Annotated in this window: 24 protein-coding genes and 1 tRNA gene; 8 read left to right on the top strand and 17 right to left on the bottom strand. The window is 51.1% G+C overall.

The genetic code is table 11. The features are described from left to right. Positions 1 to 30: 30 nt before the first annotated feature. Positions 31 to 870, bottom strand: a complete 840-nt coding sequence (locus KJS40_RS04860; RefSeq protein WP_213539287.1) for a pyruvate, water dikinase regulatory protein — start codon at positions 868 to 870, stop codon at positions 31 to 33. A 163-nt stretch (positions 871 to 1,033) separates the two neighbouring features. Between KJS40_RS04860 and ppsA the strand changes: the two genes are divergently transcribed. From ppsA to KJS40_RS04875, 3 genes are all read left to right on the top strand, one after another. Beyond that, complete coding sequence (ppsA, locus tag KJS40_RS04865) at positions 1,034 to 3,382, top strand: phosphoenolpyruvate synthase (RefSeq protein ID WP_244859766.1); 2,349 nt, start codon at positions 1,034 to 1,036, stop codon at positions 3,380 to 3,382. A 48-nt stretch (positions 3,383 to 3,430) separates the two neighbouring features. Further along, positions 3,431 to 4,045 carry an undecaprenyl diphosphate synthase family protein gene (locus KJS40_RS04870; RefSeq protein WP_213539289.1) on the top strand — a complete coding sequence of 205 codons (615 nt, stop codon included), beginning with the start codon at positions 3,431 to 3,433 and terminating at the stop codon, positions 4,043 to 4,045. 737 nt (positions 4,046 to 4,782) lie between these two features. Next, positions 4,783 to 5,190 carry a hypothetical protein gene (locus tag KJS40_RS04875; RefSeq protein WP_213539290.1) on the top strand — a complete coding sequence of 136 codons (408 nt, stop codon included), beginning with the start codon at positions 4,783 to 4,785 and terminating at the stop codon, positions 5,188 to 5,190. A gap of 99 nt (positions 5,191 to 5,289) precedes the next feature. On the opposite strand, the gene KJS40_RS04880 is transcribed toward KJS40_RS04875, so the two are convergent. After that, positions 5,290 to 5,625 (bottom strand): YegP family protein, encoded by a 336-nt coding sequence (locus KJS40_RS04880; protein WP_213539720.1) that lies wholly within the window; start codon positions 5,623 to 5,625, stop codon positions 5,290 to 5,292. Between the two features lie 541 nt (positions 5,626 to 6,166). Between KJS40_RS04880 and KJS40_RS04885 the strand changes: the two genes are divergently transcribed. Then, a complete protein-coding gene (locus KJS40_RS04885) occupies positions 6,167 to 7,162 on the top strand; it encodes a hypothetical protein (protein ID WP_213539291.1) in 996 nt (331 codons plus the stop codon). A gap of 155 nt (positions 7,163 to 7,317) precedes the next feature. After that, positions 7,318 to 7,869: an acyloxyacyl hydrolase gene (locus KJS40_RS04890; RefSeq protein ID WP_213539292.1), complete on the top strand. Its 552-nt coding sequence runs from the start codon at positions 7,318 to 7,320 to the stop codon at positions 7,867 to 7,869. 158 nt (positions 7,870 to 8,027) lie between these two features. Here the strand turns inward: KJS40_RS04890 and KJS40_RS04895 are convergent, their stop codons facing one another. The 9 genes from KJS40_RS04895 to petA all read right to left on the bottom strand — a co-directional run bounded on the left by KJS40_RS04895 (position 8,028) and on the right by petA (position 15,824). After that, positions 8,028 to 9,710, bottom strand: coding sequence for an EAL domain-containing protein (locus tag KJS40_RS04895; protein ID WP_213539293.1), 1,683 nt, complete (start codon positions 9,708 to 9,710; stop codon positions 8,028 to 8,030). A gap of 23 nt (positions 9,711 to 9,733) precedes the next feature. Continuing rightward, positions 9,734 to 11,188, bottom strand: coding sequence for an ATPase domain-containing protein (locus KJS40_RS04900; protein WP_213539294.1), 1,455 nt, complete (start codon positions 11,186 to 11,188; stop codon positions 9,734 to 9,736). Further along, positions 11,181 to 11,603 (bottom strand): hypothetical protein, encoded by a 423-nt coding sequence (locus tag KJS40_RS04905; RefSeq protein ID WP_213539295.1) that lies wholly within the window; start codon positions 11,601 to 11,603, stop codon positions 11,181 to 11,183. Before KJS40_RS04905 ends, KJS40_RS04900 begins: the two co-directional genes overlap by 8 nt. 413 nt (positions 11,604 to 12,016) lie before the next feature. Beyond that, positions 12,017 to 12,092 (bottom strand) — tRNA-Thr (locus KJS40_RS04910). Positions 12,093 to 12,159: 67 nt separating this feature from the next. Further along, positions 12,160 to 12,585: a ClpXP protease specificity-enhancing factor gene (locus KJS40_RS04915; protein WP_213539296.1), complete on the bottom strand. Its 426-nt coding sequence runs from the start codon at positions 12,583 to 12,585 to the stop codon at positions 12,160 to 12,162. Further along, complete coding sequence (locus KJS40_RS04920) at positions 12,582 to 13,181, bottom strand: glutathione S-transferase N-terminal domain-containing protein (RefSeq protein ID WP_213539297.1); 600 nt, start codon at positions 13,179 to 13,181, stop codon at positions 12,582 to 12,584. The genes KJS40_RS04915 and KJS40_RS04920 overlap by 4 nt, the downstream gene beginning before the upstream one ends. 55 nt (positions 13,182 to 13,236) lie before the next feature. Continuing rightward, positions 13,237 to 13,974 carry a cytochrome c1 gene (locus KJS40_RS04925; protein ID WP_213539298.1) on the bottom strand — a complete coding sequence of 246 codons (738 nt, stop codon included), beginning with the start codon at positions 13,972 to 13,974 and terminating at the stop codon, positions 13,237 to 13,239. Next, complete coding sequence (locus KJS40_RS04930; RefSeq protein ID WP_025040623.1) at positions 13,971 to 15,218, bottom strand: cytochrome bc complex cytochrome b subunit; 1,248 nt, start codon at positions 15,216 to 15,218, stop codon at positions 13,971 to 13,973. Before KJS40_RS04930 ends, KJS40_RS04925 begins: the two co-directional genes overlap by 4 nt. Next, on the bottom strand, positions 15,219 to 15,824 hold the full coding sequence (petA, locus tag KJS40_RS04935; RefSeq protein WP_036575410.1) for a ubiquinol-cytochrome c reductase iron-sulfur subunit: 606 nt from the start codon (positions 15,822 to 15,824) through the stop codon (positions 15,219 to 15,221). A gap of 580 nt (positions 15,825 to 16,404) precedes the next feature. Between petA and yacG the strand changes: the two genes are divergently transcribed. After that, entirely contained in the window at positions 16,405 to 16,608 is a 204-nt protein-coding gene (gene yacG, locus KJS40_RS04940) for a DNA gyrase inhibitor YacG (protein ID WP_213539299.1), read from the top strand. A gap of 165 nt (positions 16,609 to 16,773) precedes the next feature. Here the strand turns inward: yacG and KJS40_RS04945 are convergent, their stop codons facing one another. Together KJS40_RS04945 and KJS40_RS04950 are read right to left on the bottom strand one after the other, a co-directional pair. Then, positions 16,774 to 17,724: a Nudix family hydrolase gene (locus KJS40_RS04945; protein ID WP_213539300.1), complete on the bottom strand. Its 951-nt coding sequence runs from the start codon at positions 17,722 to 17,724 to the stop codon at positions 16,774 to 16,776. Between the two features lie 128 nt (positions 17,725 to 17,852). After that, positions 17,853 to 18,716 (bottom strand): ATP-binding protein, encoded by an 864-nt coding sequence (locus KJS40_RS04950; RefSeq protein ID WP_213539301.1) that lies wholly within the window; start codon positions 18,714 to 18,716, stop codon positions 17,853 to 17,855. Between the two features lie 410 nt (positions 18,717 to 19,126). Here KJS40_RS04950 and KJS40_RS04955 point away from each other — a divergent pair, with 410 nt between their 5' ends. Further along, positions 19,127 to 19,633: an EF-hand domain-containing protein gene (locus KJS40_RS04955; RefSeq protein ID WP_244859704.1), complete on the top strand. Its 507-nt coding sequence runs from the start codon at positions 19,127 to 19,129 to the stop codon at positions 19,631 to 19,633. Between the two features lie 174 nt (positions 19,634 to 19,807). Here the strand turns inward: KJS40_RS04955 and argJ are convergent, their stop codons facing one another. After that, positions 19,808 to 21,052 (bottom strand): bifunctional glutamate N-acetyltransferase/amino-acid acetyltransferase ArgJ, encoded by a 1,245-nt coding sequence (gene argJ / locus KJS40_RS04960; RefSeq protein WP_213539302.1) that lies wholly within the window; start codon positions 21,050 to 21,052, stop codon positions 19,808 to 19,810. Between the two features lie 339 nt (positions 21,053 to 21,391). On the opposite strand from argJ, the gene KJS40_RS04965 reads away from it, so the two are divergent. Beyond that, positions 21,392 to 21,619: a sulfurtransferase TusA family protein gene (locus tag KJS40_RS04965; RefSeq protein WP_025040615.1), complete on the top strand. Its 228-nt coding sequence runs from the start codon at positions 21,392 to 21,394 to the stop codon at positions 21,617 to 21,619. Positions 21,620 to 21,737: 118 nt separating this feature from the next. Here the strand turns inward: KJS40_RS04965 and KJS40_RS04970 are convergent, their stop codons facing one another. The 3 genes from KJS40_RS04970 to KJS40_RS04980 all read right to left on the bottom strand — a co-directional run bounded on the left by KJS40_RS04970 (position 21,738) and on the right by KJS40_RS04980 (position 23,605). Further along, on the bottom strand, positions 21,738 to 22,691 hold the full coding sequence (locus tag KJS40_RS04970; protein WP_213539303.1) for an ADP-ribosylglycohydrolase family protein: 954 nt from the start codon (positions 22,689 to 22,691) through the stop codon (positions 21,738 to 21,740). Positions 22,692 to 22,775: 84 nt separating this feature from the next. Next, positions 22,776 to 22,955, bottom strand: coding sequence for a Trm112 family protein (locus KJS40_RS04975; RefSeq protein WP_025040613.1), 180 nt, complete (start codon positions 22,953 to 22,955; stop codon positions 22,776 to 22,778). Between the two features lie 233 nt (positions 22,956 to 23,188). Further along, positions 23,189 to 23,605: a biopolymer transporter ExbD gene (locus KJS40_RS04980; protein WP_213539304.1), complete on the bottom strand. Its 417-nt coding sequence runs from the start codon at positions 23,603 to 23,605 to the stop codon at positions 23,189 to 23,191. Positions 23,606 to 23,614: the final 9 nt, after the last annotated feature.

Below are 23,614 nucleotides of genomic sequence, written 5' to 3' on the forward strand. Positions count from 1 at the left end.
CAGATCACGGAATTTGTTCAAAAGTATTCCTCAATAAATCTTCCGCTCCAGTTTTGCCTGATGCAATATCGCGGTTGCGAGTTCTTCGATGGACTTGCTGGTTGCGTCAAGGTAGGAAATTCCTTCCCTTCGCATCAGCGTTTCTGCTTCGCGTACTTCATATTGGCAGTTCTTGAGAGAGGCGTATTCGCTGTCGGGTTTGCGCTCGCTACGTATGCGGTGCAGCCGGGCGGGATCGATGGTGAAGCCGTACAGTTTGTGGCGAATATCCTTGAGCTGGGCTGGCAACCCCAAGCGATTGAAGTCCTCGGGGATGAGCGGATAGTTGGCGGCAAAAATACCATATTGCAGCGCGAGGTAGAGGCAGGTGGGGGTTTTGCCGGTACGGGAAACACCTATCAGGGTAATATCCGCTTTGCGCCAATTCTTCCGGGAAAGGCCATCGTCGTGCTCAAGGGTATATTTTATTGCCTCGATGCGCGGGAGGTGATCGACGGCGCTATCGACCCGATGGGAAAGGCCCACGACATGCGACGAACGTACGTCAAGCTCAGCCTCCATCCGGCTGATAAAAATACTGAAGCAATCCAGATGCAGCGCGTTGACAGCGCCAAGAATGAGCCGGAATTCCGGATTTACGAAAGTACTAAATACCAGCGGGCGCACCCCATCAGCGTTAGCCCGCGCACTGATTTGCCCGGCAGCAGCCGCGACTTTTTCCGGGGTATCAAGATAGGGTAGGGCAATTTCCTCAAACGGCACATTTTCGAACTGCCTGAGAAGACTATGCCCCAGCGTTTCGACAGAAATACCCGTTCGGTCCGAGAGGAAAAACGCGGTTCGCTGGGGTGGCCTCGTTAGGGTTGACATTTATCACCGGTTCATCGATAACAATAATTTCGACTGGTCAAAATATCGCTTTTTAGCGTATAACACAACCGTTATCCCGGCGCGATTCACGCAATTCTGACCACTGGAACAGGAGCAGAAATTGAACGATTCACGATACGTGTTATGGTTTGATGAGTTGCGCATGACCGATGTGAGCAGCGTCGGGGGAAAGAATGCGTCCCTGGGAGAAATGATCAGCCAACTGGCAGAGGCAGGCGTCCGGGTTCCCGGTGGTTTTGCAACGACCGCTGATGCCTATCGCGATTTTCTGGATCAAGGCGGGCTGACGCAGCGTATCGAAAAGAGGCTCTCGGCGCTTGATACCGGAGATATCAAGGCGCTGGCAACGGCTGGCGCGCAGGTTCGCGGCTGGATTGTCGACACGCCGATACCGCCGCGTCTGGAAAAAGAAATTTCGGTTGCTTACGACAAAATGCTGCGCGATGCGGGGGAGAGCGGGATTTCCGTCGCAGTGCGTTCCTCCGCAACCGCCGAGGATTTGGCAGACGCTTCATTTGCGGGACAGCAGGAAACCTTTCTTAATATACATGGATTGGACAATTTGCTGAAGGCGGTCAAGGACGTGTTTGCGTCACTCTACAATGACCGTGCTATTTCTTATCGCGTGCACAAGGGTTTTATTCATTCTGAAGTGGCGCTATCCGTCGGCGTACAGCGGATGGTTCGCAGCGACATCGGCGCCGCCGGCGTGATGTTCACGCTGGATACCGAATCCGGTTTTGATGAGGTGGTTTTCATCACAGCCTCCTATGGACTCGGTGAAACCGTGGTCCAAGGTGCGGTGAATCCGGACGAATTCTACGTTTATAAACGTACGCTGGCGCAAGGGAAACCTGCAATTCTAAGGCGCAACCTCGGCTCCAAGCTCATCAAAATGCAATTCGCAGCAGGCAAGGATACCGGTCGTTCGGTGGGAACCCTGGATGTGGAAGAGGCCGAGCGCAGGAAGTTTTCCATTACCGATGCGGAGGTGGAGGAGTTGGCCCGTCACGCGGTTGTCATCGAGCGGCATTATCAGAGGCCGATGGATATCGAATGGGGCAAGGATGGCCTGGACGGCAAGCTCTATATATTGCAAGCTCGGCCCGAGACAGTGCAGGCGCTGGCCGGGGTGGATACGCTGCGGCGCTATCGCTTGAAGGGAAAGTCGGATGTGCTGGCTTCAGGGCGAGCCATCGGTCAGAAGATAGGCAGTGGACCGGTGCGCCTGATCCTGAACGCCAGCGAAATGTCGCGCGTGCGGGAAGGTGACGTTCTGGTGACCGACATGACCGATCCCGATTGGGAACCTGTTATGAAGCGCGCTTCGGCCATTGTGACCAATCGCGGTGGCCGGACCTGCCATGCCGCCATCATTGCACGTGAGTTGGGCATTCCGGCGGTGGTGGGCTGTGGTAACGCAACCGGTTTATTGACAGAAAACGAGATGGTCACGGTATCTTGCACGGAGGGCGACACCGGCCATATCTACCGCGGTGTCCTGGAAATCGAGGTGACCGATCTCGCGCTCAAAAGCATGCCGAAGCCGCCGGTCAAGATCACCATGAATGTAGGCAACCCCGAACTGGCATTTGGATTTCAGCGGTTGCCGAATGATGGCGTAGGTCTCGCGCGGTTGGAGTTCATCATTGCCCGCATGATCGGCATACATCCCAAAGCGGTGCTGCATTATCCCGATCTTCCACGGGAATTGAAACAGCAAGTGGAAAGCCAAAGTGCAGGGTACCCCGATCCGGTCAGCTTCTACGTGGAGAAGTTGACAGAGGGTGTCGCCATGCTGGGTGCCGCGTTTTTTCCCAAACCCGTCATTGTCCGTCTGTCCGACTTCAAGTCCAATGAATATTCCAGTCTTATTGGTGGGCAACAGTATGAGCCCACAGAGGAAAACCCCATGCTGGGCTTTCGCGGCGCTTCGCGCTATGTCGCAGCAGATTTTCGTGACTGTTTCGAACTGGAATGCCGGGCATTGAAAAAAGCACGAATTGAAATGGGTCTTACCAATCTGGAAATCATGGTTCCCTTCGTGCGGACGCTGGCTGAAGCCAGGCGAGTGATAGAGCTACTTGAAGAGAACGGCTTGAAGCGCGGCGAGAACGGATTGCGGCTCATCATGATGTGTGAAATTCCCTCCAATGCGCTGCTGGCGGATCAATTCCTGGCGTACTTCGATGGTTTTTCCATTGGATCCAATGATCTTACACAGCTCACTCTTGGGTTGGACCGCGATTCCAGCCTCGTCGCCGAATCCTTCGACGAGCGTGACCCGGCGGTGAAGGCACTGCTGCGGATGGCTATTCAAGCATGCCGTAGAGCGAATAAATACGTGGGGATATGCGGCCAAGGCCCATCCGATCATCCGGATTTGGCGCGATGGCTGATGGAAGAAGGAATCGAAAGCCTGTCGCTGAATCCTGATACAGTGGTCGATACTTGGCTGTATCTGGCAGAGGAAGCGAAAAAAAAGATATAATTTCAGCGCCCTGCCGCGCAATCTCGAATGTTTTGTATAAGGATATAAATGGCAAAAAACCGTATGCCACGTCATATCGGCTTCATTCCCGATGGTAATCGCCGCTGGGCTCAGCATCGCGGCCTGCCTAAAGAGGATGGGTATGGTTGCGGCATCGACCCGGGACTCGCCTTATACGAAATATGCAAAGATCGCGGGATAGATGAAGCTTCTATTTATTGTTTTACACAAGACAATACCAAACGGCCCAAGGCTCAGAAACTTGCTTTTACCGATGCGTCCGTGGCATTTGCTTTTGAAATTGCACGCAGGGGAGCGGCCCTGCTTGTTGTAGGCGATGAGACTTCAGCGCAGTTTCCCACCGTACTGGAAGAATTCAGGACGCGCCAAGGTACGGGCATGAAAGTCAATTTACTTATCAACTATGGCTGGGAATGGGATCTGGGAGGCCTTAAAGATGGCAATTTGCGTTCAAACGACGTTTCGCGCCTGGATCTCATTGTAAGATGGGGAGGAGGGCGTCGCCTTAGCGGCTTTCTGCCGGTGCAATCGGTTTATGCCGATTTCTATATTCGGGACGAATACTGGCCGGATTTCCAGCCTCAGCATTTTGAGAATGCCCTGACCTGGTTCAAGCGACAGGATAGGTCATTTGGCGGGTGATTCAAGGCCACGTCTTGAACCCAGATAATTCATTAGGCGGCTCTGCGAGCCTACCCGAGTGCTGGCGGTCAGTTTGCGGCCATTTTCGCCGCTTGCTCGGCGTCCATAGACCAAGCTATGGACTTCTCTCAACCGGCAAAACTGTCTCGCAACCTGCCTCGCCATCATCTCGCGTCCTAATGAATTATCTGGGTTGAATTGAACCTCAAACCCGTCAACTATTCATAGTACCGGAGATCTGACATGTCAGTTGCCTCAGATGCGAAAAGAATGTTTGTGGAAAATCTTAATTTGTATGGTGACGAGCAAGCCCAGCCGGAAAAATAATCTTTACCTTGGCCTTATCTATCTGGCTGCATCAGTGGAACAAATTCAGCAGGATTTAGAGCAAATCAAACAAGCGCTAGCCAAGCGCGATTAAACAGACTGCTTGGAAAAACACACAGCTCAAAAAACCCGCTTGGTACTCAGACGGTCAAATCTTCCATCCGCCAATTAATTTCAATTGTTAACAAGTTAATCACATTTATGTGACGTCTTCTTCACATATCTTGTGGCAGTCTAGTGCATAACATGTGGGAACCGCAAGGCTGCTTTATACGGCTCGAATCATACGAGACATAACATACAGCCATGAGACGGATACCTTAATTGATGAATTCGGCTGACTTACTAGGCTATTCCTGAAGTAACAATTCTTTGATACTTGTTTAGAGTCCAAAAGAGAAGGGGGAGCTATGAAACAGGCTTTTTTTCATGTTCTGATGATTTGTTTATTTCTCCCGATGTTATGGGTGATTTTCGTCTCGCTGAATAGTTTTGGTTATCCCTTGATGGAGCAATATGCGGACAAGTCCATCAAGTTCCTTATCGCACTTCCCTACTTTCTTCTTGTTGCGGCGGCATTATATGCGTCGGGCTGGATCGCCGAGCGATTGGCAGTGTATTTGGTAAGGAATTTTGGTAAACCGGAGGAACGGGACTGTCAGCCTGACGATATGGCATGGCCAGGCAAGGTGCTTGATTCGGTCTTGTCGGAAAAAAATCGTCCCGTTTTCACCCAGAAGGTCGAGGCTTGGCTAAAAGACAATATAGTGGCAAAAATCGTAGTGGGGGTTATTATTGGTTTTGTACTGACGATATAGAAATTCGATCTCGTAAGAGACGTCAGCGGGAATACTCCAGCCTATTCCCGCAATCCGGTGAGTGAATGAGAAGGGCTTCCTGATGGAAGCCTTTCTACATCAGCCCGTGGTATCGCTTATCGAAGCATCGGGGGCGTTTTTCTTAACCGACTCGATGCCATTATCCCGAGCAGATTCTGATTCATAAGACTCGCTCGTGCCGATTATCTGATGATTCCCTGATTTAAGGTTGAACCTGAACTTACCGCTCTCGGTTGTTTTGCGCTCATAGCGCGCATCGTCAGGCGCGTTTTTTTTGACGGATGCTATGCCGTTGGTGCAACCGGCTTTAGCTTCGTAACCTTCACTTGCGAGGATAGTTTGACCGTTGCTTGCTTTCAATCTGAATCTGAATTCATCCGCTTTATCTTTATAAATCTCGAATTTCCCCGCCATTTTGATATTCCTCTCTTGTTGTTGCAAAGCTTGAAGAAACTACATTACTTCTTAAGTGCTTGATTTTACGGAATTGTCTTATGATTTTTAAACTACATAAGTCAGAAGAGTTAACGCAGAGCAATTAGCTATGGTTGACGTTCTTATTATGTGACAGGGATAGTGATCTGAAAAGTAAATTTGCCCGAATGAAATAAAGGGTCAGGTCTTATTATTTGCTACAACGGCGGCTGTCACCGAAAACTTTAACCCAGATCGCCGAGGCAGATGAACGAGACGAGGTCTTCGATGCTATGCCAGCGGTGGTTACCGCTGACGGAGATCAGGGATCATTTCAGATTACATTACTCCCGTGTGAGTCACATTGTAAGCAGCAACGGTTGACAAGAAAGACTTGGCTTCCTTCCGTGCCAGAATCCCTGTATTGAATCCGGTTTTTGCCAGAGTGAAAATGATTCCGGTTGTTTTTTTGAAATGGTCGACTATGGTGAATGGTAAGTATGCGGAATCCAGATGATTCGGATACTCCAGGAGACAATAATTGAGTTTACATTCCCAGCTTCTATTTCCAGTTGTAATCATGATGCTGACAGGTGCGGCCCATGCACTTGTCGTTAATCCGGACGGCAGGGGCATTGATCCCGCCATAGATGTAAGCAGCATGAATTGGGAACCGGGCAATACATTACTAACACCGGTTGGTAATGCTTCGATATTTACCCACCCTATGGGTGATGTGTTCCAGCGCTACTCGCATGCCTCTCTGAATGGGTTCGAGGATAGCAATGGCGTTAGTGTAGGTGGGCCGGGGCTGGATAGGTGGGTATATATTGCAGGCTATCGGGAACAGGTAGTTTCTACAATTGGTAACAGCGTCGTGTTGGAGACTATCGGTGGGGGCGACAATTTCTTCCGATTATATTTCGATGCAACGCCGAATGCCAATGCAGGCAACGGCACCGGATATGGGCCTGACGCCACCAACGCGGACCCAGTGCTCATACTGTCTGGCATGATCGCGGCTTTCAGAGGGCAAACGGCAATTTCCGCCTTAGATGTGGTCCCAGGTAGTCTCGATAAATCCGGAGCTGACAATTATCCCGGTGTGGGCAGCATCACAGCAGTTGGAGCTGGAACGATGCCAGTCATTATCGAAAGCTTTGATCCAGCTTATTTTTCCAATGGAGTGCCAGCAGGCGTGGGTCTGGATTTTCAAATTACATATAACGTACCATTCACGCAAACTGACCCATCCTCCTGCTTCAAAAATGGCATGGGTACCCTGATAAATGGAGCGGGTCCGAATACCATTGGCGGCTTGGAGTGTGACATCAACACGGTGGGAAGTATCAATGGGATTGACGGGACAAATCTGATTTTGATGACGAACGCATCGACATTCTTTACCCCGATTGAGCCAGTTTCAGAGCCCATGTCATTGGCGTTGCTGGGAATTGGGCTGGTTGCCATGCGAACGGGCAGACGGGGTATGCTGAGAAAATCTTGTCCACCCGGAAATATAAATAATGAAGAATAAAGAGTCAGGTCTGAAGAATAAAGAGTCAGGTCTTGTTATTTGCTACAACGTCGGCTGCCGCCGAAAACGTTAACCCAGACGCCCTTCTATATCCTGACTTGAGATTTTTCGGAAATAGCGTGCAAATTTGCGATGCAGGTTGAGGGGAGTTGATAATGCGCGCGCAAATTATTGGGGGATTGGTTTTAAGTCTGAGTTGCATTGTTTCGTCCAATGGGTACGCGGATGAGCGAATGGTGCCGACGTGGCTGCATGAGGTCAAAATCGGGGTGCTTCACCACGACACGCCCATGTGGAGCGGCTTTCAGCGTGAAAGCGGCATAGACGTCAACCTCGAAGCAATTTTCTCGCCGCAAATCGGGGTTTTAGGTGGAGTCATACGTCCCGCCTTTGGCGGTTCGGTGAATACCGCGGGTGACACCTCCAAGCTTTATACGGGCCTTCGTTGGCAATACGAACACGTAAATGGTCTATTTTTTGGCGTCGGTCTAGGTGGCGCAGTCCACAATGGCAAGCTTCATTTACAGCACAACGACCGCAAGGCCCTTGGTTCAAGGGTTCTGTTTCACATTCCCATTGAAGCCGGATATCGCTTCGACGGCAAGAGCGCACTTTCCATCTATTTTGATCATGTCTCAAATGCCTATCTGGCCGATGAAAACGAGGGTATGGACACCTTGGGCATGCGGTACGGCTACCGATTTTAGCCAGAATCGCGGCAACGAATCAACGGGGTCAGACTCGATTGATTATGAAATAACGAGTTTCGGCCCTATAGACTTTCAAAGGGGCGGGTGATCCGAGCCGTTGGCATCTCAATACAGCACATGCCCAGCTATGAATCAGAAGTGAAAAGTTTTGGTTGTTAAATGTGAGAGGCAGGTTTTATCCCAGTTTGCAGCAAGGTGGCGAGTGCCTCTGCCGTTATCGGATGGCTGAAATAGTAGCCTTGGCCCTCATCGCAATGCTGAGCCAGAAGAAATGTACGCTGCTCCGGTGTTTCCACGCCCTCCGCGATGACGCGCAGCTTGAGGCTTTTGCTCATGTTGATTACGGCGCTGACAATGGTGGCATCGTCCGGGCTGTTGGTAATTCGACTCACGAACGACTGGTCGATCTTCAGGGTATCAATCGGAAACTGCCTCAAATAGCTGAGGCTGGAATAGCCCGTGCCGAAGTCATCGATTGCGAGCTTGATGCCCAGGTTTGCGAGCCTATGCAGCACGGAATCGGTAAACTCGGCATCCCGCATAAGGACGCTTTCGGTCAGTTCGAGCTCCAGATAGCGCGGCTCCAGGCCCGTGTCGTCAAGGGTCGCGCGTATACTTTCCAGAAAATCCGGAGCGTTGAACTCGAGTGCGGAGGTGTTGACTGCAATGGTGATCGGCGGCAAGCCGGCCCGTACCCAGGCTTGGGCCTGAAGACAGGCTTCGCGCAGAACCCATCGACCAATGGGCAGGATTAGCCCGCAGTCTTCGGCGATGGGTAAGAACTGCAATGGCGGCATCAGTCCTCGTTCCGGATGCTGCCAGCGAATAAGCGCCTCGACACCGACAATCAAGTTGCTGTGGAGATTTATTTTCGGCTGGTAATGCAGCACGAATTCCTGCCGTTCCAGTGCTCTGCGCAGACCGGCCTCGATCGACTGACGCTGAACGGCCCGAATATTCATGGCCTGCTCGAAGAATTTGTAATTATCGCGTCCATTTTCCTTGGCATGGTACATCGCCGTGTCCGCACTTTTGGTCAGGGCTTCCGCATCCTGCCCGTCGTCCGGGTAAATGCTAATGCCAATACTTACCGACACGTGGAGCTCAAGCTCGCCGATGAGGTGTGGAACAGCTAGCGCAGTAAGTATTTTTTGTGCACTGATTGCCGCGTCGTCGGGATGCTTGATAGTAGAAAGCAGCACCACGAATTCGTCGCCACCCTGGCGACTGACGGTATCCGAATGGCGCATACAACGCACCAGGCGGCGTGCAACCGACTGTAGCAGCTGGTCGCCAACCGCGTGCCCCAGGGAATCGTTGATGTGTTTAAATCGATCCAGATCCATGAACAGCATCGCAAATTGCCGACCTTGGCGACGGGCCAGTTCAATCTCATGACTAAGCCGGTCCTGCAGGAGCATTCGATTAGGCAAACCGGTAAGAACATCATGATGGGCCAGATGGTCCAGCTGAGCTTTAGCGGTTTCGACCTGTTGGGCCATTTTATGTGCTTCAATTCCAGCGATGACCAGCTGTGCGTTCGCGTCCTGCATCATACTCAGGCGATTTTCGGACCTTGTCACCTGTGCCGCATCTGCGGCGTGGATTATTCGCTCACGCAAGGTTGCGGCTTTTTCACGCAGATGCACGGCTTCTTCCTGTGCAGTAGCGGATTTTTCACGTCGCAGAACAGCCGCCTCATCGTCAACGACAGCGCTTTCCCTGCGTGAGACATTCTTTTCCCGAAAAGCTGTCAATCTATCCTTGTGCGGGCTTGAAAAGTCCGGTTGATCCGATTCGTCGGGATCGGAAGCGTGGTCATTGTCATTTCCGCTCATTGCCACCTTTGATCACCTGATCCCTAGCCAGGGCTGATGGTTGGTTTGCCCGACAGGATCCCGGCATACCCGGACAAGGCCTCACCGATAATGATGCCTTCGCCGGTAATATCAAACAATCGAACGTCCTTACTGTGATTGCTGCCACGGACTTTAACAACGGAGAAGACGCGTTTGAGCTGGCCTTCGAGTTCGACATAGCGCTGCACGATAATTGCATCGGCGAGAAAAGCACTTCCAAACGGACTGAAGCGCAAATCAGTGTAACGATCTTCCAGTTCAGAGGTCATTAATATGGTCACGCCCATGTTAGTAAGCTGGGCAATCATCCTGTACAGCGATCCGCGAAAATCTTCGCTAAACTCGGGTGCCAGTGCCAACTCAAATCCGGACAAGGAGTCAATGACGAGCCGCTTTGCCCCCATTTGATTAATCATTTCAATCAAATCCTGCAAGGTTTCGTCAATCGACAAATCCAGGGAACGTGTGTTAATCACCCCAACTTGCCCACTCTTCACCAAGGCAGACAGCTTGTTGCTCAGCAATTGGCTTGGGCTCTTCTCAAACGCCGCAATGACACCTGACTCCCCTCTGCGCGCACCTTCGCTGAGAAATTCCGTCGCCAATATTGTTTTTCCAGAGCCGGATGGCCCGACCACGAGTAGCGAATATCCCACTGGCAAACCGCCACCCAGCATTTCATCGAGGCCAGGTGTTCCCAGGGGAATGCGTTTCTCGCTGATAGATACCGACTCAACCGCTGTGCCTTGTTCGATAATCGCACGAGGAAAAACTTCGATTCCTTTATCACTGATACGAAACGTATGCAAACCCAGTGCCTGAGCTTGACCGCGCATTTTGATCACTTGCATCTTGCGCACCATTGAATTCCGATGCATATTCTGGGAAAGCCACAGAATGCCATCGGCCACTGTAAAGACGGGGCTTGACTCTGATTCCGGCGCCAGATATTCACCGATTAAAAATGTTGTTGCCTGCCAGGTCGTCATTTGCATGCCCAGTTGCTGGATAAACCGCTGCAGTTCGAACTCGCTCTGTTCCCCCCGCTTCGCTGCCTGTACGACCGATCGAAAAGAATCGACAAATACAAAGCTGGGAGAAAAGTTTTTCACTTCTTCCGCAATGCGCACTAATACGCGGTCAAAATTTCCCTCCATGAGATCGGCAGACAGGTTGATGAAGCGAATGGATTCCGCAATTTTATCAACTTCAAAAAACGGAAACTGCTGTTGATAACGAAGCATCTTTAAAGCAGGTTCGCCGAGTACCGTGAAGAACAGCGCTCGATTATTCGGCGTTGCCAACGAAAACATGATTTGATGAGCGAGGGTCGTTTTTCCACTTCCCGGCGAACCCGCAATCAAGTTAAACGAAAATTCCGGCAGGCCTCCACCCAACAGGCTGTCCAGGCCCGGTACACCTGTTGCCAGGCGACGTATGCTCAGCTTTTCACTCATTTTTGAACTCCTCGCCAGTCTCATTCGAGATTTCAGCGCCCCAAGCCAAAAGTAGAATACGATTGATTAACTGCTCGCCAATTAAAGAAGCCAGGATGTCGGTTAAAGTAATCAATAACAGACTATTTGCTTCGCTGGCTTGCGCAGGGGGTCGTCCTTCAAAGCTCATTTTTAAATCCACGAATGGGTGATCAGTCTGTGGTGGAAGAGAGTTCGTAGGAAGCCAGGGAAATGTACGTCGGTTCAAAAATATGCTTCTCACGTAAAGGGCATTGAAACCATCTTCACCTACGATCGAAATGATTTGGGTTGCCAGATGCTCCCATAAGATAATTGCGGCCTCGGCAACTCCCTCGGTATGCTTTGCCTTGAGACTTTTAATCAACTGATGTCGCGTCAGATCACTGGTTTCCATAATAAAAATACGCGGTTCAACTGATTGGACTAAAGATTCTAGAATTTTGCGACTGGATTTTGGATCTGTACATTGGACCGGCTTCAGGCACATGCCGATATCTGGTTAGTATGCCGTTAACGAAACGGCATATACAGCATGACTCTATGAGCGCGCATTCGGCGCAACCTTAGATAAAGCAGCCAACCGATAGCAAAAATATGAGTATCCGTGATTCCTTTCTGCCAACGCGAGAAACGACTTTACCGCATGAAAAAGGGAAAACTCACCAGTTGAAGGGCAGCACGATTAGATCATGCAGCGACATCTCTGAATAGCTGTAACATGTTACAGGTATGAAACCGATGGTAAGAGTGAGCGCCACAACAAACACTTCTTAGATTGAAGAGGGAAAGCTAAGCTTTTGTTTTTATTGGTGCCGACACCAAGAGTCGAACTCGGGACCTTCTGATTACAAATCAGCTGCTCTACCAACTGAGCTATGCCGGCGCGGGTGCAATTATAGAGACTGGGGGGCGGGGTGGCAAACCCTCAAGGAACTGATAAACAATGCGGATTATTTTACGATCTGAAAGCGACGCTTGTCACCCGTGGAGGGTGACGTACCTTCGGATGAGGGTAACTTGGCCGGTTCTTCAATATCAGCGTCCGCCGGCGTTGTGCTGGCGTCGCCCTCAAGGGTGAAAAGAACGCCCTGTGAGGTCTCCTTGGCAAATATTCCCTGGACCGCACCGACCGGAACTGAGATTTCGCGCGAGACACCGCTAAACCGGGCGGAGAACTGGATCACATCGTTACCTAGAGTAAGATGATGCGCGGCATCGGAGCTGATGTTAAGTATGATTTCACCATCTTTCACGAAATTGTTCGGTACGCGAGTCTGGGTATCTACTTTAACTGACAGATAAGGCGTCAGGCCGCTATCGGAACACCATTCGTAGATGGCGCGAATCAAATAGGGCTTGGTCGACAGTTCCTTCACTTTCGCATTGCCTTCTCGGAGGCTGTGAGTGCGTCAATGAAGGCGGGCCGGCTAAACAACCGTTCGGCGTATTTCAACAACGGCGCAGCCTGTTTGGGTAGCTGAATGCCATAATGATCCAGTCGCCACAGCAGTGGTGCGATCGCCACATCCAGCATGGAAAATTCATCCCCCAGCATGTGTTTCTGCTTGGCAAATACCGGCGCAATCACGGTCAGGTTATCGCGAATCGCCGCGCGTGCTTTATCCGCGGTTTTCGGATTTCCATGCTCGACCGCGTCAATATGGCAAAAAAGTTCCTGCTCAAAGCGATACAGGAACAAGCGCGCACGAGCCCGCATAACCGGATCGGCGGGCATTAGTTGTGGATGAGGAAACCGGTCATCAATATATTCATTGATGATGTTGGATTCGTACAGGATAAGATCACGCTCTACCAGCACGGGAACCCGGCTGTAGGGCGTCATTATCGCCAGATCTTCCGGCTTGTTATGCAGGTCGACATCGATGATCTGAAAATCCATGCCCTTCTCGTACAGCACAATACGGCAGCGGTGACTGAAAGGGCAGGTGGTTGCTGAGTATAACGTCATCATATTTGGTTACTTTCAGCGCAAACGAGCTGGGTGTATCTTTCGTAACGGGAAATAATCAATGAATGTCCTTCCAATATTCATGTTTCAGGGCGTAGGTAAGCGCCAGCATGCCAAACAGGAAGAGCATCACAATAATTCCTATTTGCACTCGCTTGGTCGCAGCCGGTTCACCTAGATAAACCAGGAAGTTCACCAGATCAGCCACATAGGCTTCATATTCTGTTTTCGAAAGCGTACCTGGTTTATCCAGCTTCAGTTCCTTTACCTCATGCGTGCCACCGTGACCGTCGTCGACGGTGTTCGTCACCAGCGATTGCTCGCCTTGCAACTGATAGAGTACATGAGGCATGGCAGCTTTATCGAATACAAGGTTATTCCAGCCCGTAGCGGTGGAGTCATCGCGATAAAACTTCCGGAGATACGTATAGAGCCAATCAGCACCACGAGAACGAGCGATTACCGATAGATCGGGCGGGGCGACCCCGAACCACTGTTTGGCCTCTTTGGCTTTCATGGCGACAGTCATGAGTTCACCTGCTTTCTGCCCGGTAAATATTAGATTGTCGCTGACCTGGGTCTCAGTCAGGCCGATATCGCGTAGCCGGTTGTAGCGCATGTATTCCGCGCTGTGGCACGACAGACAGTAGTTGACAAAGGTCTTGGCGCCGCGTTGCAGCGAGAGCTTATCGCCTGACCGGATCGGTGCATGATCCAGCTTTACGGTTGACTCGCTGGCAAATGCGACAAGCGGGGCCAAGCATAACATAACTAAAATAGTTGTTATTTTTCTCATTCTTTCACCCTGGTTGGTTCAGGCTTGGTTTTATCTATCTTGCTGTACCACGGCATAAGAATAAAGAAGGCGAAGTAGATGACCGTGAATATTTGCGCAAGTGTTGTGAACAGCGGGGTGGGCGATTTGGTGCCAAGATAGCCAAGCACAAAGACGCTGATGACAAAAAGCGTAAGGGCAAATTTGAAAATAGGGCCTTTGTAGCGAATGGACTTCACGGGGCTACGGTCCAGCCAAGGTAACAGCGCGAAGATTGCGACCGATCCGCCCATCAGCACGATGCCCCAGAGCTTGGCATCTATCCACAGGAAGTTGATGGTGACCGCTCTCAGCATCGAATAGTATGGCGTGAAGTACCATACCGGGGCGATGTGGTCAGGCGTCTGCAATGTATTGGCAGGAACGAAGTTGTTGTACTCAAGGAAATAGCCGCCCATCTCGGGTGCGAAAAATATGATTCCGCAGAACACGATCAGGAACACGATGACGCCGAAAATATCCTTGACTGTGTAGTACGGGTGGAACGGGATGCCATCGACGGGAATGTGCGTTACGGGATCTTTATATTTTTTGATTTCAATCCCATCCGGGTTACTCGAGCCGACCTCGTGTAGCGCCAATATGTGAACGACTACCAGGGTCACAAGTAAAACGGGCAGAGTCACGACATGGTAGGCAAAGAAACGATTGAGTGCGGCATCCGACAGCATGAAGTCACCCAGCAGCCAGTTCGAGAGCGTTTCGCCTACTACCGGAATCGCGCCGATCATGCTTACGATCACCTGCGCACCCCAATAGGACATTTGCCCCCATGGGAGGATGTATCCGGTAAACGCCAGCATCATCAGCATGAAGAATATTCCCATGCCGATTAGCCAGAGAAGCTCGCGCGGCTTGCGATACGAGCCGTACATCATCCCGCGGAACATGTGCAGATAGACCACCACGAAGAACATGGATGCACCGGTGGAGTGCATGTAACGGATCAACCAGCCGAAATCCACGTCCCGCATGATATATTCCACCGAGGCGAACGCCATGCTGGCGTCCGGCTTGTAGTTCATGGTGAGGAAAATGCCGGTAAGAAGCTGATTCACCAGCACGAGCATGGCCAGCGAGCCGAAGTAGTACCAGAAATTGAAGTTCTTCGGCGCGTAGTATTCGGTGAGATGAGCCTTCCAGTTGGAAGTCAGGGGAAAACGTGCGTCTATCCAGTCGACCATGGACGCTAATCGCTTGCTCATTTATGCGGACTCCTTGCGATCAGACCCGATCAACAGGGTGGTATCGCTTAAATACATGTGGGGGGGGACGACAAGGTTGGTAGGCGCAGGGACGCTTTTGTAGACGCGGCCCGCGAGATCGAACTTGGAGCCGTGGCAGGGGCAGAAAAAACCGCCCAGCCAGTCGGAACCGAGGTCCGCGGGCGCAATATCCTTGCGATATACGGGAGAACATCCCAGATGGGTACAGACCCCTTCGGCTACCAGAATCGCCGGTTTGATGGAGCGTGTTTCATTCTGCGCATACTTGGGTTGCTGGTCTTTTTCCGATTTTGGATCGGATACCTGACCGTCAAGCTTCTTCAGGTTAGCCAGCATTTCAGGGGTGCGATTCAATACCCATACGACCTTGCCGCGCCATTCGACCATCAGCAGCATGCCTGGTTCAACCTTGCTGATGTCCACCTCAACCGGTGCTCCCGCCGCTTTTGCGCGTTCGCTGGGCATCATGCTCATCATGAAAGGGGTTGCCACGGCAACGCCCGCGATCCCGCCCGCAATCGAAGTTGCGGCGATGAGAAAACGTCTCCTGCCGTTCATTTCCTGTTTTTTCTCAATATCTGCCATATTTTGCAGTCCCGTTTTTAATTTCGGACCTTCTAAAAAAACTCATAAAAAACTTAACCATTTTACCATAATACATATCGAAAAATAAATATGCATTATAAAAACTATTGATTGGATGGTGGAAAACCGCACCTGACCGTTTTTATCGATCAATGGGTTATGAGCGAGATACTTGTGTCGACACGCATTCTTTCCGGCGATATCTGCCATGAGTTTGACTTGATACAAAAACCGTAAACCGCGCAACATCGGTGGATATTTATGAGGTTACGACATTCATATGACATAATGTTATGTTTCCGACGGAGCGAGCGGTCCGGAACACTGTCCAGCAATCTGTCGGACTTAAAGTAAATCGGCTGCAAAAGCGTCCGGCCAGTTCATATTTCGCCGCTTTTTCAGCCAATGGAATAACTACTAGTCTTCAAAATCCTCAAAATCTGCCCTCGCCCAGTCACTTTTTCGCTGCGATTCTTCGAGCCCGACAGGGTGCTGGCTGGCTTGATTTGCACAATCAAGCCATAATAGCCAAGGGGTCTGGTGCTGTTTCAACGGATAGGATATTTTCAGGTTCACGATTATGAAGCAACCTATCGTCAATTGCCCACACTGCGGCAAGATTATCGTCTGGGATACGAGCAATCGTTATCGGCCTTTTTGTTCGGAGCGCTGCAAGATGATCGACCTGGGGCAATGGGCTTCGGAGTCCTATCGAATTCCCGATGCGGAAACGGACGCGGACACGGAAAAACCGAACGAAGATGTGTTTAAGGATAAGCAATAACGATCAGGCGCTGGCGTTCGAAGAATTGGCGCTATCGCAAAACGAATGACCTGAATAAATCCGAACATTACCCCAGTACTACCTCAGCCTCGGGCTGTTGCCTCATGTCTTTCGCCGCGGGTCCTTCAGTTGGCAAACCTTCCTTTGCTCTGCAGGGCTGAATTTTTAGCCGATACCCCGCATCATGGCCACGCCATGCCCGCCGTGTTCCCATGCCGTAGTTAAATCTTCCCGGCGCAACCCGCCTAGCGCGTAAACGGGTATCGAGCAATCCCGGATGAGTGCGGCAAATCTTTGCCAGCCTAGCGTCGCAGAGCCAGGGTGACTCAACGTCGGCAGTACCGGCGCAAGCACCGCAAAATCCATGCCTAATTGCTCAGCGCGAAAAAGCTCTTCTGCATTGTGGCAAGACGCACCACACCACTCGACATCCGGACGTTTCGCGATGTCCATCAATTGTCTTGACGCAAGATGTAGCCCATCCACGCCGGCTTTCCGATAAAAGTCGATGTTGTCTATGCTGCCGTTCACCAATACTCTGGCACCATGGCGGTGACCGAGTGCAATCACAGCGCCGATAAAAGAATTCAATGCTTTCTCCGGCATCGCCTTCTCGCGTACCTGCAACAGTCGTACACCTCCTTTCAACGCGCGTTCAATCCGGATTAGAGCAATATCCGTCCCTAATTCCGCAGCATGGGTTATTGCATAGATTGCCGGCAAATCCAGCGCCCGCAATACCGGTGTATTTGCCGGCAACATCGGTTCAACCCGGACATTGTCCGCGGATTGCCAGGCCAGCTCCTGGTTTTCGCGGGGCTGCGGCTTGCCATGCCATTTCACGACGCGGTAAAAATAGAGGCGGACAGAGGCATGACTATAGTTAAACGTGCGGGTGATCCAGGGGTAGGCATGCTCGACAAATATACCCAGCTCTTCCAGTAATTCGCGCCTTAACGCATCTAATATCGGTTCATCGGGGTTCACCTTGCCGCCGGGAAATTCCCAGTAACCCGCATAAGGCTTGCCCTCAGGCCTGCGCGCAAGAAGAAAACGGCCATCAGGGGCAGTGATAACCGCAACGGCGACTTCAGTGATATGGGTGGGAGAGGGCATGGTGAGGTGAATGAGCAGCAACCGACGACTGAAACACGCTATGCAAACGGTCAAATTTTAAATTTGCGCAAATCCGGCTCGCGTATCCCATGCTGACCCACGGGGGCAACGACCGGATTCTTCGAAAATCATGGCAGATTCTGCTTTCCCGCGCAGTCGCGTGCAAATTGCCATGCTACACGCCCACTTCGTGAACCGCGCCCCAGTGCCCATTGCAGAGCCGCTTCACGTATAAGGGGGGTCATTTCTTCGATACCGAAATGGTTGAGCCAATGCCCGGCAATGTCCAGGTACTGCTCTTGATCAAACGGGTAGAAGGATACCCATAGCCCAAAACGCTCGGATAAAGAGATCTTTTCTTCGACCGATTCGCTTGGATGGATTTCTTCCCCCAGATGCCGGGTGTCCAGATTGTCCCGCATGAAGTCGGGCATCAAGTGGCGGCGATTGGAAGTCGCGTATACAAGAACGTTCTCGGGCGCCGTGGCGATAGAACCATCGAGTACGACTTTCAATGCCTTATAGCCGGGGTCGCCCGGCTCGAATGACAGGTCGTCGCAATACAGAAGGAAGCGTTCAGGGCGCTGGTATATCTGTTCGACAATATCGTGCAGATCGGTAAGGTCATGCTTTTCCACTTCAATTAAGCGTAACCCTATGGCAGCATATTTATTCAGCATTGCTTTTACCAGCGATGACTTGCCTGTGCCGCGCGCGCCCGTAAGCAATACGTTATTGGCGGGATGCCCCTGTACGAACTGACGTGTATTTTGATCGATGAGATTTTTTTGACGTTCTATGCCTTGCAAAGCATCGAACGTTACGCGGTGAGGGTGGCTCACAGGTTGAATAGAGCCTGTACGGCCGGACTTTCGCCAGCGAAATGCAATGGCGGAATTCCAGTTGGGGTCAGCCTGGCCCGCCGGCAGCAGCCCTTCAAGACGGGAAAGCAGCGCTTCGGCCCGATCGTACAGCTTGTCCCAACCTTCCATAAGTCTCCAAACCAAACGTTAATTTCAAATTATAACAATTGCCCGACATGAGAATCATGCCCATTGTCATTGCGAATATCTCATATAACCGGGTAAATACGGTTTTCGCTTTTTGCAGGCAATTTTTTCCAGACAGTCCCGAGCGGAAAGTGGCGGTCTGAATAATATAAACCCAGATTCGAATGGAGTTCATATGTGTGCTATCGAACGGAACCGCTCAGCTAAGAAGGCCATGATTCGGCATGTTACGTCCAGCGTATGCAAGGTGCCGCAGTTAAGGCGTCTATCGTAACAGACTGTAAATAACGGAAACAAATAAGGTGGAATCATTGATGAGATGCAGCACTTATATTGCATGCTCTCCCGAAAGCTTCCTTTAAATCAAACAAAATATTTAGGAGAAAAACATCATGAATAATATGCCGAGTAAAAAATCAATTATTTCTCTTGCTTTGGGATCCGCGCTGGCCGCCACGCTGGGTACTGCATCCATTGCGTCTGCGGCCGAAAGCCCCTTCGCCATGCAATCCCTCAATAAAGGCTACATGGTCGCCGGGTCTCATGACTACGGCGACAAGAAGGACGACTACGGTGACAGGAAGGATGGATATGGTGACAAGAAGCGTGGAGAGGGCCGATGTGGAATGTCCATGGCCGATACCGACAATGATGGTCGAGTGAGCAGGGAAGAACATGCTCGCCATGCTGAAACAATGTTCGATAGGATGGATACCAACAAGGATGGGTACATCGATAAGGATGAAGCCAGCGCGATGAGGAAAAAGCATGGCCATCATTCCCGCAAGTCTGGGGATAAGTATGGGTCATCTGGTTCATCCGGGTCGGACTATAACTACGGCTCCGGGATGGATTGGACCAACCCCAACCTGGAACACATGAAGACAATGGGTGAGTAGAAGACGCTTGTTGACGATTTGCGCCATCTCGCCGGGATCGGAAGCCAGCAGGAAGAGCGGAAGAAAACTTGTCCATGAAAGTGCTGCAGTCGCATACGATTGGTGTGCGACTGACAGCTGACAGCGTGATGCTTTATTACGTTGCGCTCGCGCCGCTACCGGTTTGCCTGTTTGCTAACTACGATAATCCGCGTTGATCTTCACATAATCATACGATAGATCACATGTCCAGATGGTGGTCGAAGCCTGCCCTCTGTTGAGCACGACACGCACGGTGATTTCGGCTTGCTTCATTACTTTTTGACCATCTGCTTCCCGGTAAGTGCGCGCCCGGCCACCATTTTCTGCAACCAGAACGTCATCGAGATAGAGCTGCAATTTATTGACGTCAAGGTCTTCTATGCCCGCATAACCTATTGCCGCCAGTATTCGGCCAAGATTTGGATCAGATGCGAAAAAAGCGGTTTTAACCAGCGGAGAATGTGCAATGGCATAGGCAGCCTTGCTACATTCGTCGAGTGTCTTCCCACCCTCCACCCGGACCGTAATAAACTTGGTTGCCCCCTCACCGTCGCGTACGATAGCCTGCGCAAGCGATGCTGCGACCTCGGTTATCGCGTTTTGCACCTGTGTGAATTGGGCACTTTCATTATCTGAAATGACCGAATTGCCGCCCTGGCCCGTTCCTATCAGAACGAGCGCGTCATTGGTTGAAGTATCTCCATCCACGGTGATGCGATTAAATGTATTCTCCGCCGCATGCCGCACGATTTGTTCCAGCAGTGGCTGGCTCAGCGCGGCGTCGGTCGCAATGTAACCCAGCATCGTTGCCATGTTTGGATGGATCATTCCCGAACCCTTGGCAATGCCCGTAATGGTCACGGTTGTGCCGTCAAGGGAAATCTGTTTCGATACCGCCTTGGGCACGATATCCGTCGTCATGATTGCCTGGGCGGCCGCAAACCAGTTGTCTGCCTTGAGGTCGGCCACCGCCGCGGGCAACCCGGCAATAATTCTTTCCAACGGCAGCGGCTCCATAATGACACCAGTAGAAAATGGCAGCACCTGCCGACTATCACAACCGAGCAAGTTGGCGAGTTCGGCGCAGGTGGCACGGGCATCCGCAACGCCGCCTTCACCTGTGCCGGCATTGGCGTTGCCGGTATTGATAATCAATGCCCGGATCGGGCAGGCGGAAGTGGAGCCCGGATTCAAAAGATGGTCTTTAGCGACTGCCACAGGTGCCGCACAAAACCGATTTTGCGTAAATACGCCCGCTACCTTTGCGCATTCCGCCAAAACGATGACAAGCAGGTCCTTTCGGCCGGGTTTCTTGATTCCCGCTTCGGCGATGCCGAGCGTTATGCCTTTAATAGGAAGCAGATGTTCGGGTAGTGGAGGGGTAAAGTTGACTGGCATAATGACGCTATCGGTAATTCGCGGAATCTGACGTGTTGTCGAGTCTCAATCAAAACAACAAGGTGGTATTATCTTCGGCCCTCGTCTTTGAGGCTCGAAAAAAGATCTTCTCAAGCATATGCTAACTCATCTTTAACGCTTCTTTCATATTTTCGTTTTTTGGCTTCTAATGATTATCAATACCAGCGTAACAAACAGAACTTCCAGTTGCACCATAAATAACCGCTTATCCGTTTTTTTCTTGGATTTCTCGCAGATCATGAAAATAATTTTGGCAAATCACTTGCTGCATTCCATGGGCAGGCAACTATTCCGTAACCAGGAATCGAGGAGAAATGCATGAATTGCGATAAAGAACTGGATGTGTGCGGGCTGAACTGCCCATTGCCTATCCTGCGCACAAAAAAATCCCTGGTGGATATGACTACCGGGCAAGTGCTGAAAATAACCGCTACCGACCCTGGCTCAGTAATCGATTTCCAGGTCTTCGCCGATCAGACGGGCAACGAATTGCTGTCCTTGTCGGAGATAGCTGGAGAATTTATCTTTTATATGAGAAAGAGGTGACAACGAGGATTTATATTAGAGGATACTGCCGAGTTCGGGTTCTCGCCGTAGATGCGATCGAAGCCGGTTTATAAACTGCCTCGCCAGATTTTCTGTGTCGTCCCGCTAAATGTTGTATTCAAAGTGCTGTGCACGCATCGGCAGCTTCGGCAAATTTTCGGTATCGCGCCAGCCAAGGCAGCGGAATGGGAAATACAGAATCGTTTTGCATCGCTGCATGCGCTGCCACCAGGGCGCCGAGCATGATCGAGCGCCCACAGCTGTCTCCCCCGGCGCGAATGTTGGATTCTATTGCAGTACGATAGTCAGCGGCACGTTGCGCAATATGAAAAATGACCGGCAGTCCTTCCGCGACATGACACGTGCGGCCAAAGCGCTCCGTCGCCGCAATGCTATCCAGTGTCGGTATAGCAAGCGCTTGTTCCAGTAATGGTTCGAGGAAGGGCCCCGCAAATGGCAGAGCATCCGCCAGAGCCTGCGAAACCGGTGCCCCATGCAACAGCTTGAACAGTGCTACCGAGGAACACTGTGCTGCGACGATCGCCAGTTCATTATTATTGGTTACGCGTACCACCTCCTCGACGCAATTCATAAGATCTTCCAGCGTCCCGGAGTGGGTCGCAATCAATGCCGGAAGCGCTGCCAGGGCCGGTTGCTGATCGTCATCGGCGCCAGATGCCGCTGGAAATTCTGACGGTTCAAGGGATAACAATGTGCGTAACGTCAGGCGGGTCGGGGAATCGATATAACCGACGAATTCGCCGCCAGGCCCAAAATGCGCGCGGTATTCAACCTGATATTCATTACGGCGGAAGGTGCCGTGTTTTGCCAGATGCTTCAGCATCAATAAGCAGACTTCACCGTAGCCGGTAGACTCGCCGAGCGCCTTTCGACCATGCGCGAAATAGCCCTTTGCTCCGGCATAGTCTGCTGCCTCCGGTTGAAGAAATACGAGTCCCTTTGCTGCTTCAATCTCTGCAATGCGCACAGGATCATAAAGCCAGTGCAGGCCAAGTGCGGCGGAATCAGCAATAAGTGCACCCAAAATGGCGGCGCTATTCGCATTTTTCATCGTTTATATTCGGCTCCCATTCAGGAGAAAATACGTTCCATCAAAAATCGAAGCCTATTCGAAGTCCCGGGAATTTTCCACGAACTAAATTTCTTCTTCTACAGGTAGTCTTCGTGCCTCGTCTTCCAGCATTATGGGAATGCCATCCTTGATGGCGAAAGCCAACCGGTCTCCTTTGCAGACTAGTTCATTTTCGGATTTTCTGTAGAGCAGCGGGCCTTTGCACAGCGGACAAACCAGGATATCCAATAATTTTAAGTCCATAATTTCCTCGACTTCCTCAGCCTTAAAGGGTTACATCAATCAGATCGATTATACTCTCCTAGAGACGGCGGTTATGTAACGAAAACTTCACTTCGTGAAAGCGCTACATCGCAGTGTATTCTTCCCGCGCTGACATACGCCACCACCCGGTTGAATTGTTATGTTTCCCCCACAACCCCAAATACTATAGCTGTCCGCCGCGCCGGAAAGGCATGTTGCGCCAATGAGGAGCCCTATCTGGGGTTTTCAGTGGTGAAAGTGATATGGTTGTATCCCGCTAAACGCGCGGCTTCCATCACCGTTATAACGGATTGATGTGTAGCGTCGGCGTCCGCATTGATGACAATCACCGTGTCCGGCCGATCACCCGCGGCCACGCGCAATTCCTCACTAAGCCGCTCCATACTGGAATCTTTGACGGGGGTACGGTTGACGGTATAGTCCCCGCTGGCGTTTACCGAAATATCGATAACATTTGGATGATCAGCGGACTTGTCGGACGCTGCTTGCGGCAGACTGATTTCAAGTTCGGAAAACCTTGAGTAAGTAGTAGTGATCATCAGGAAAATAAGTATCACCAGCAACACGTCGATCATGGGCACCAGGTTGATTTCCGGGTCTTCTTTTTGCCTGCCGCGTTGAAAGTTCATCGTTTTTGC

Source organism: Nitrosospira sp. NRS527, from assembly GCF_018406445.1.
Lineage (GTDB): Bacteria > Pseudomonadota > Gammaproteobacteria > Burkholderiales > Nitrosomonadaceae > Nitrosospira > Nitrosospira briensis.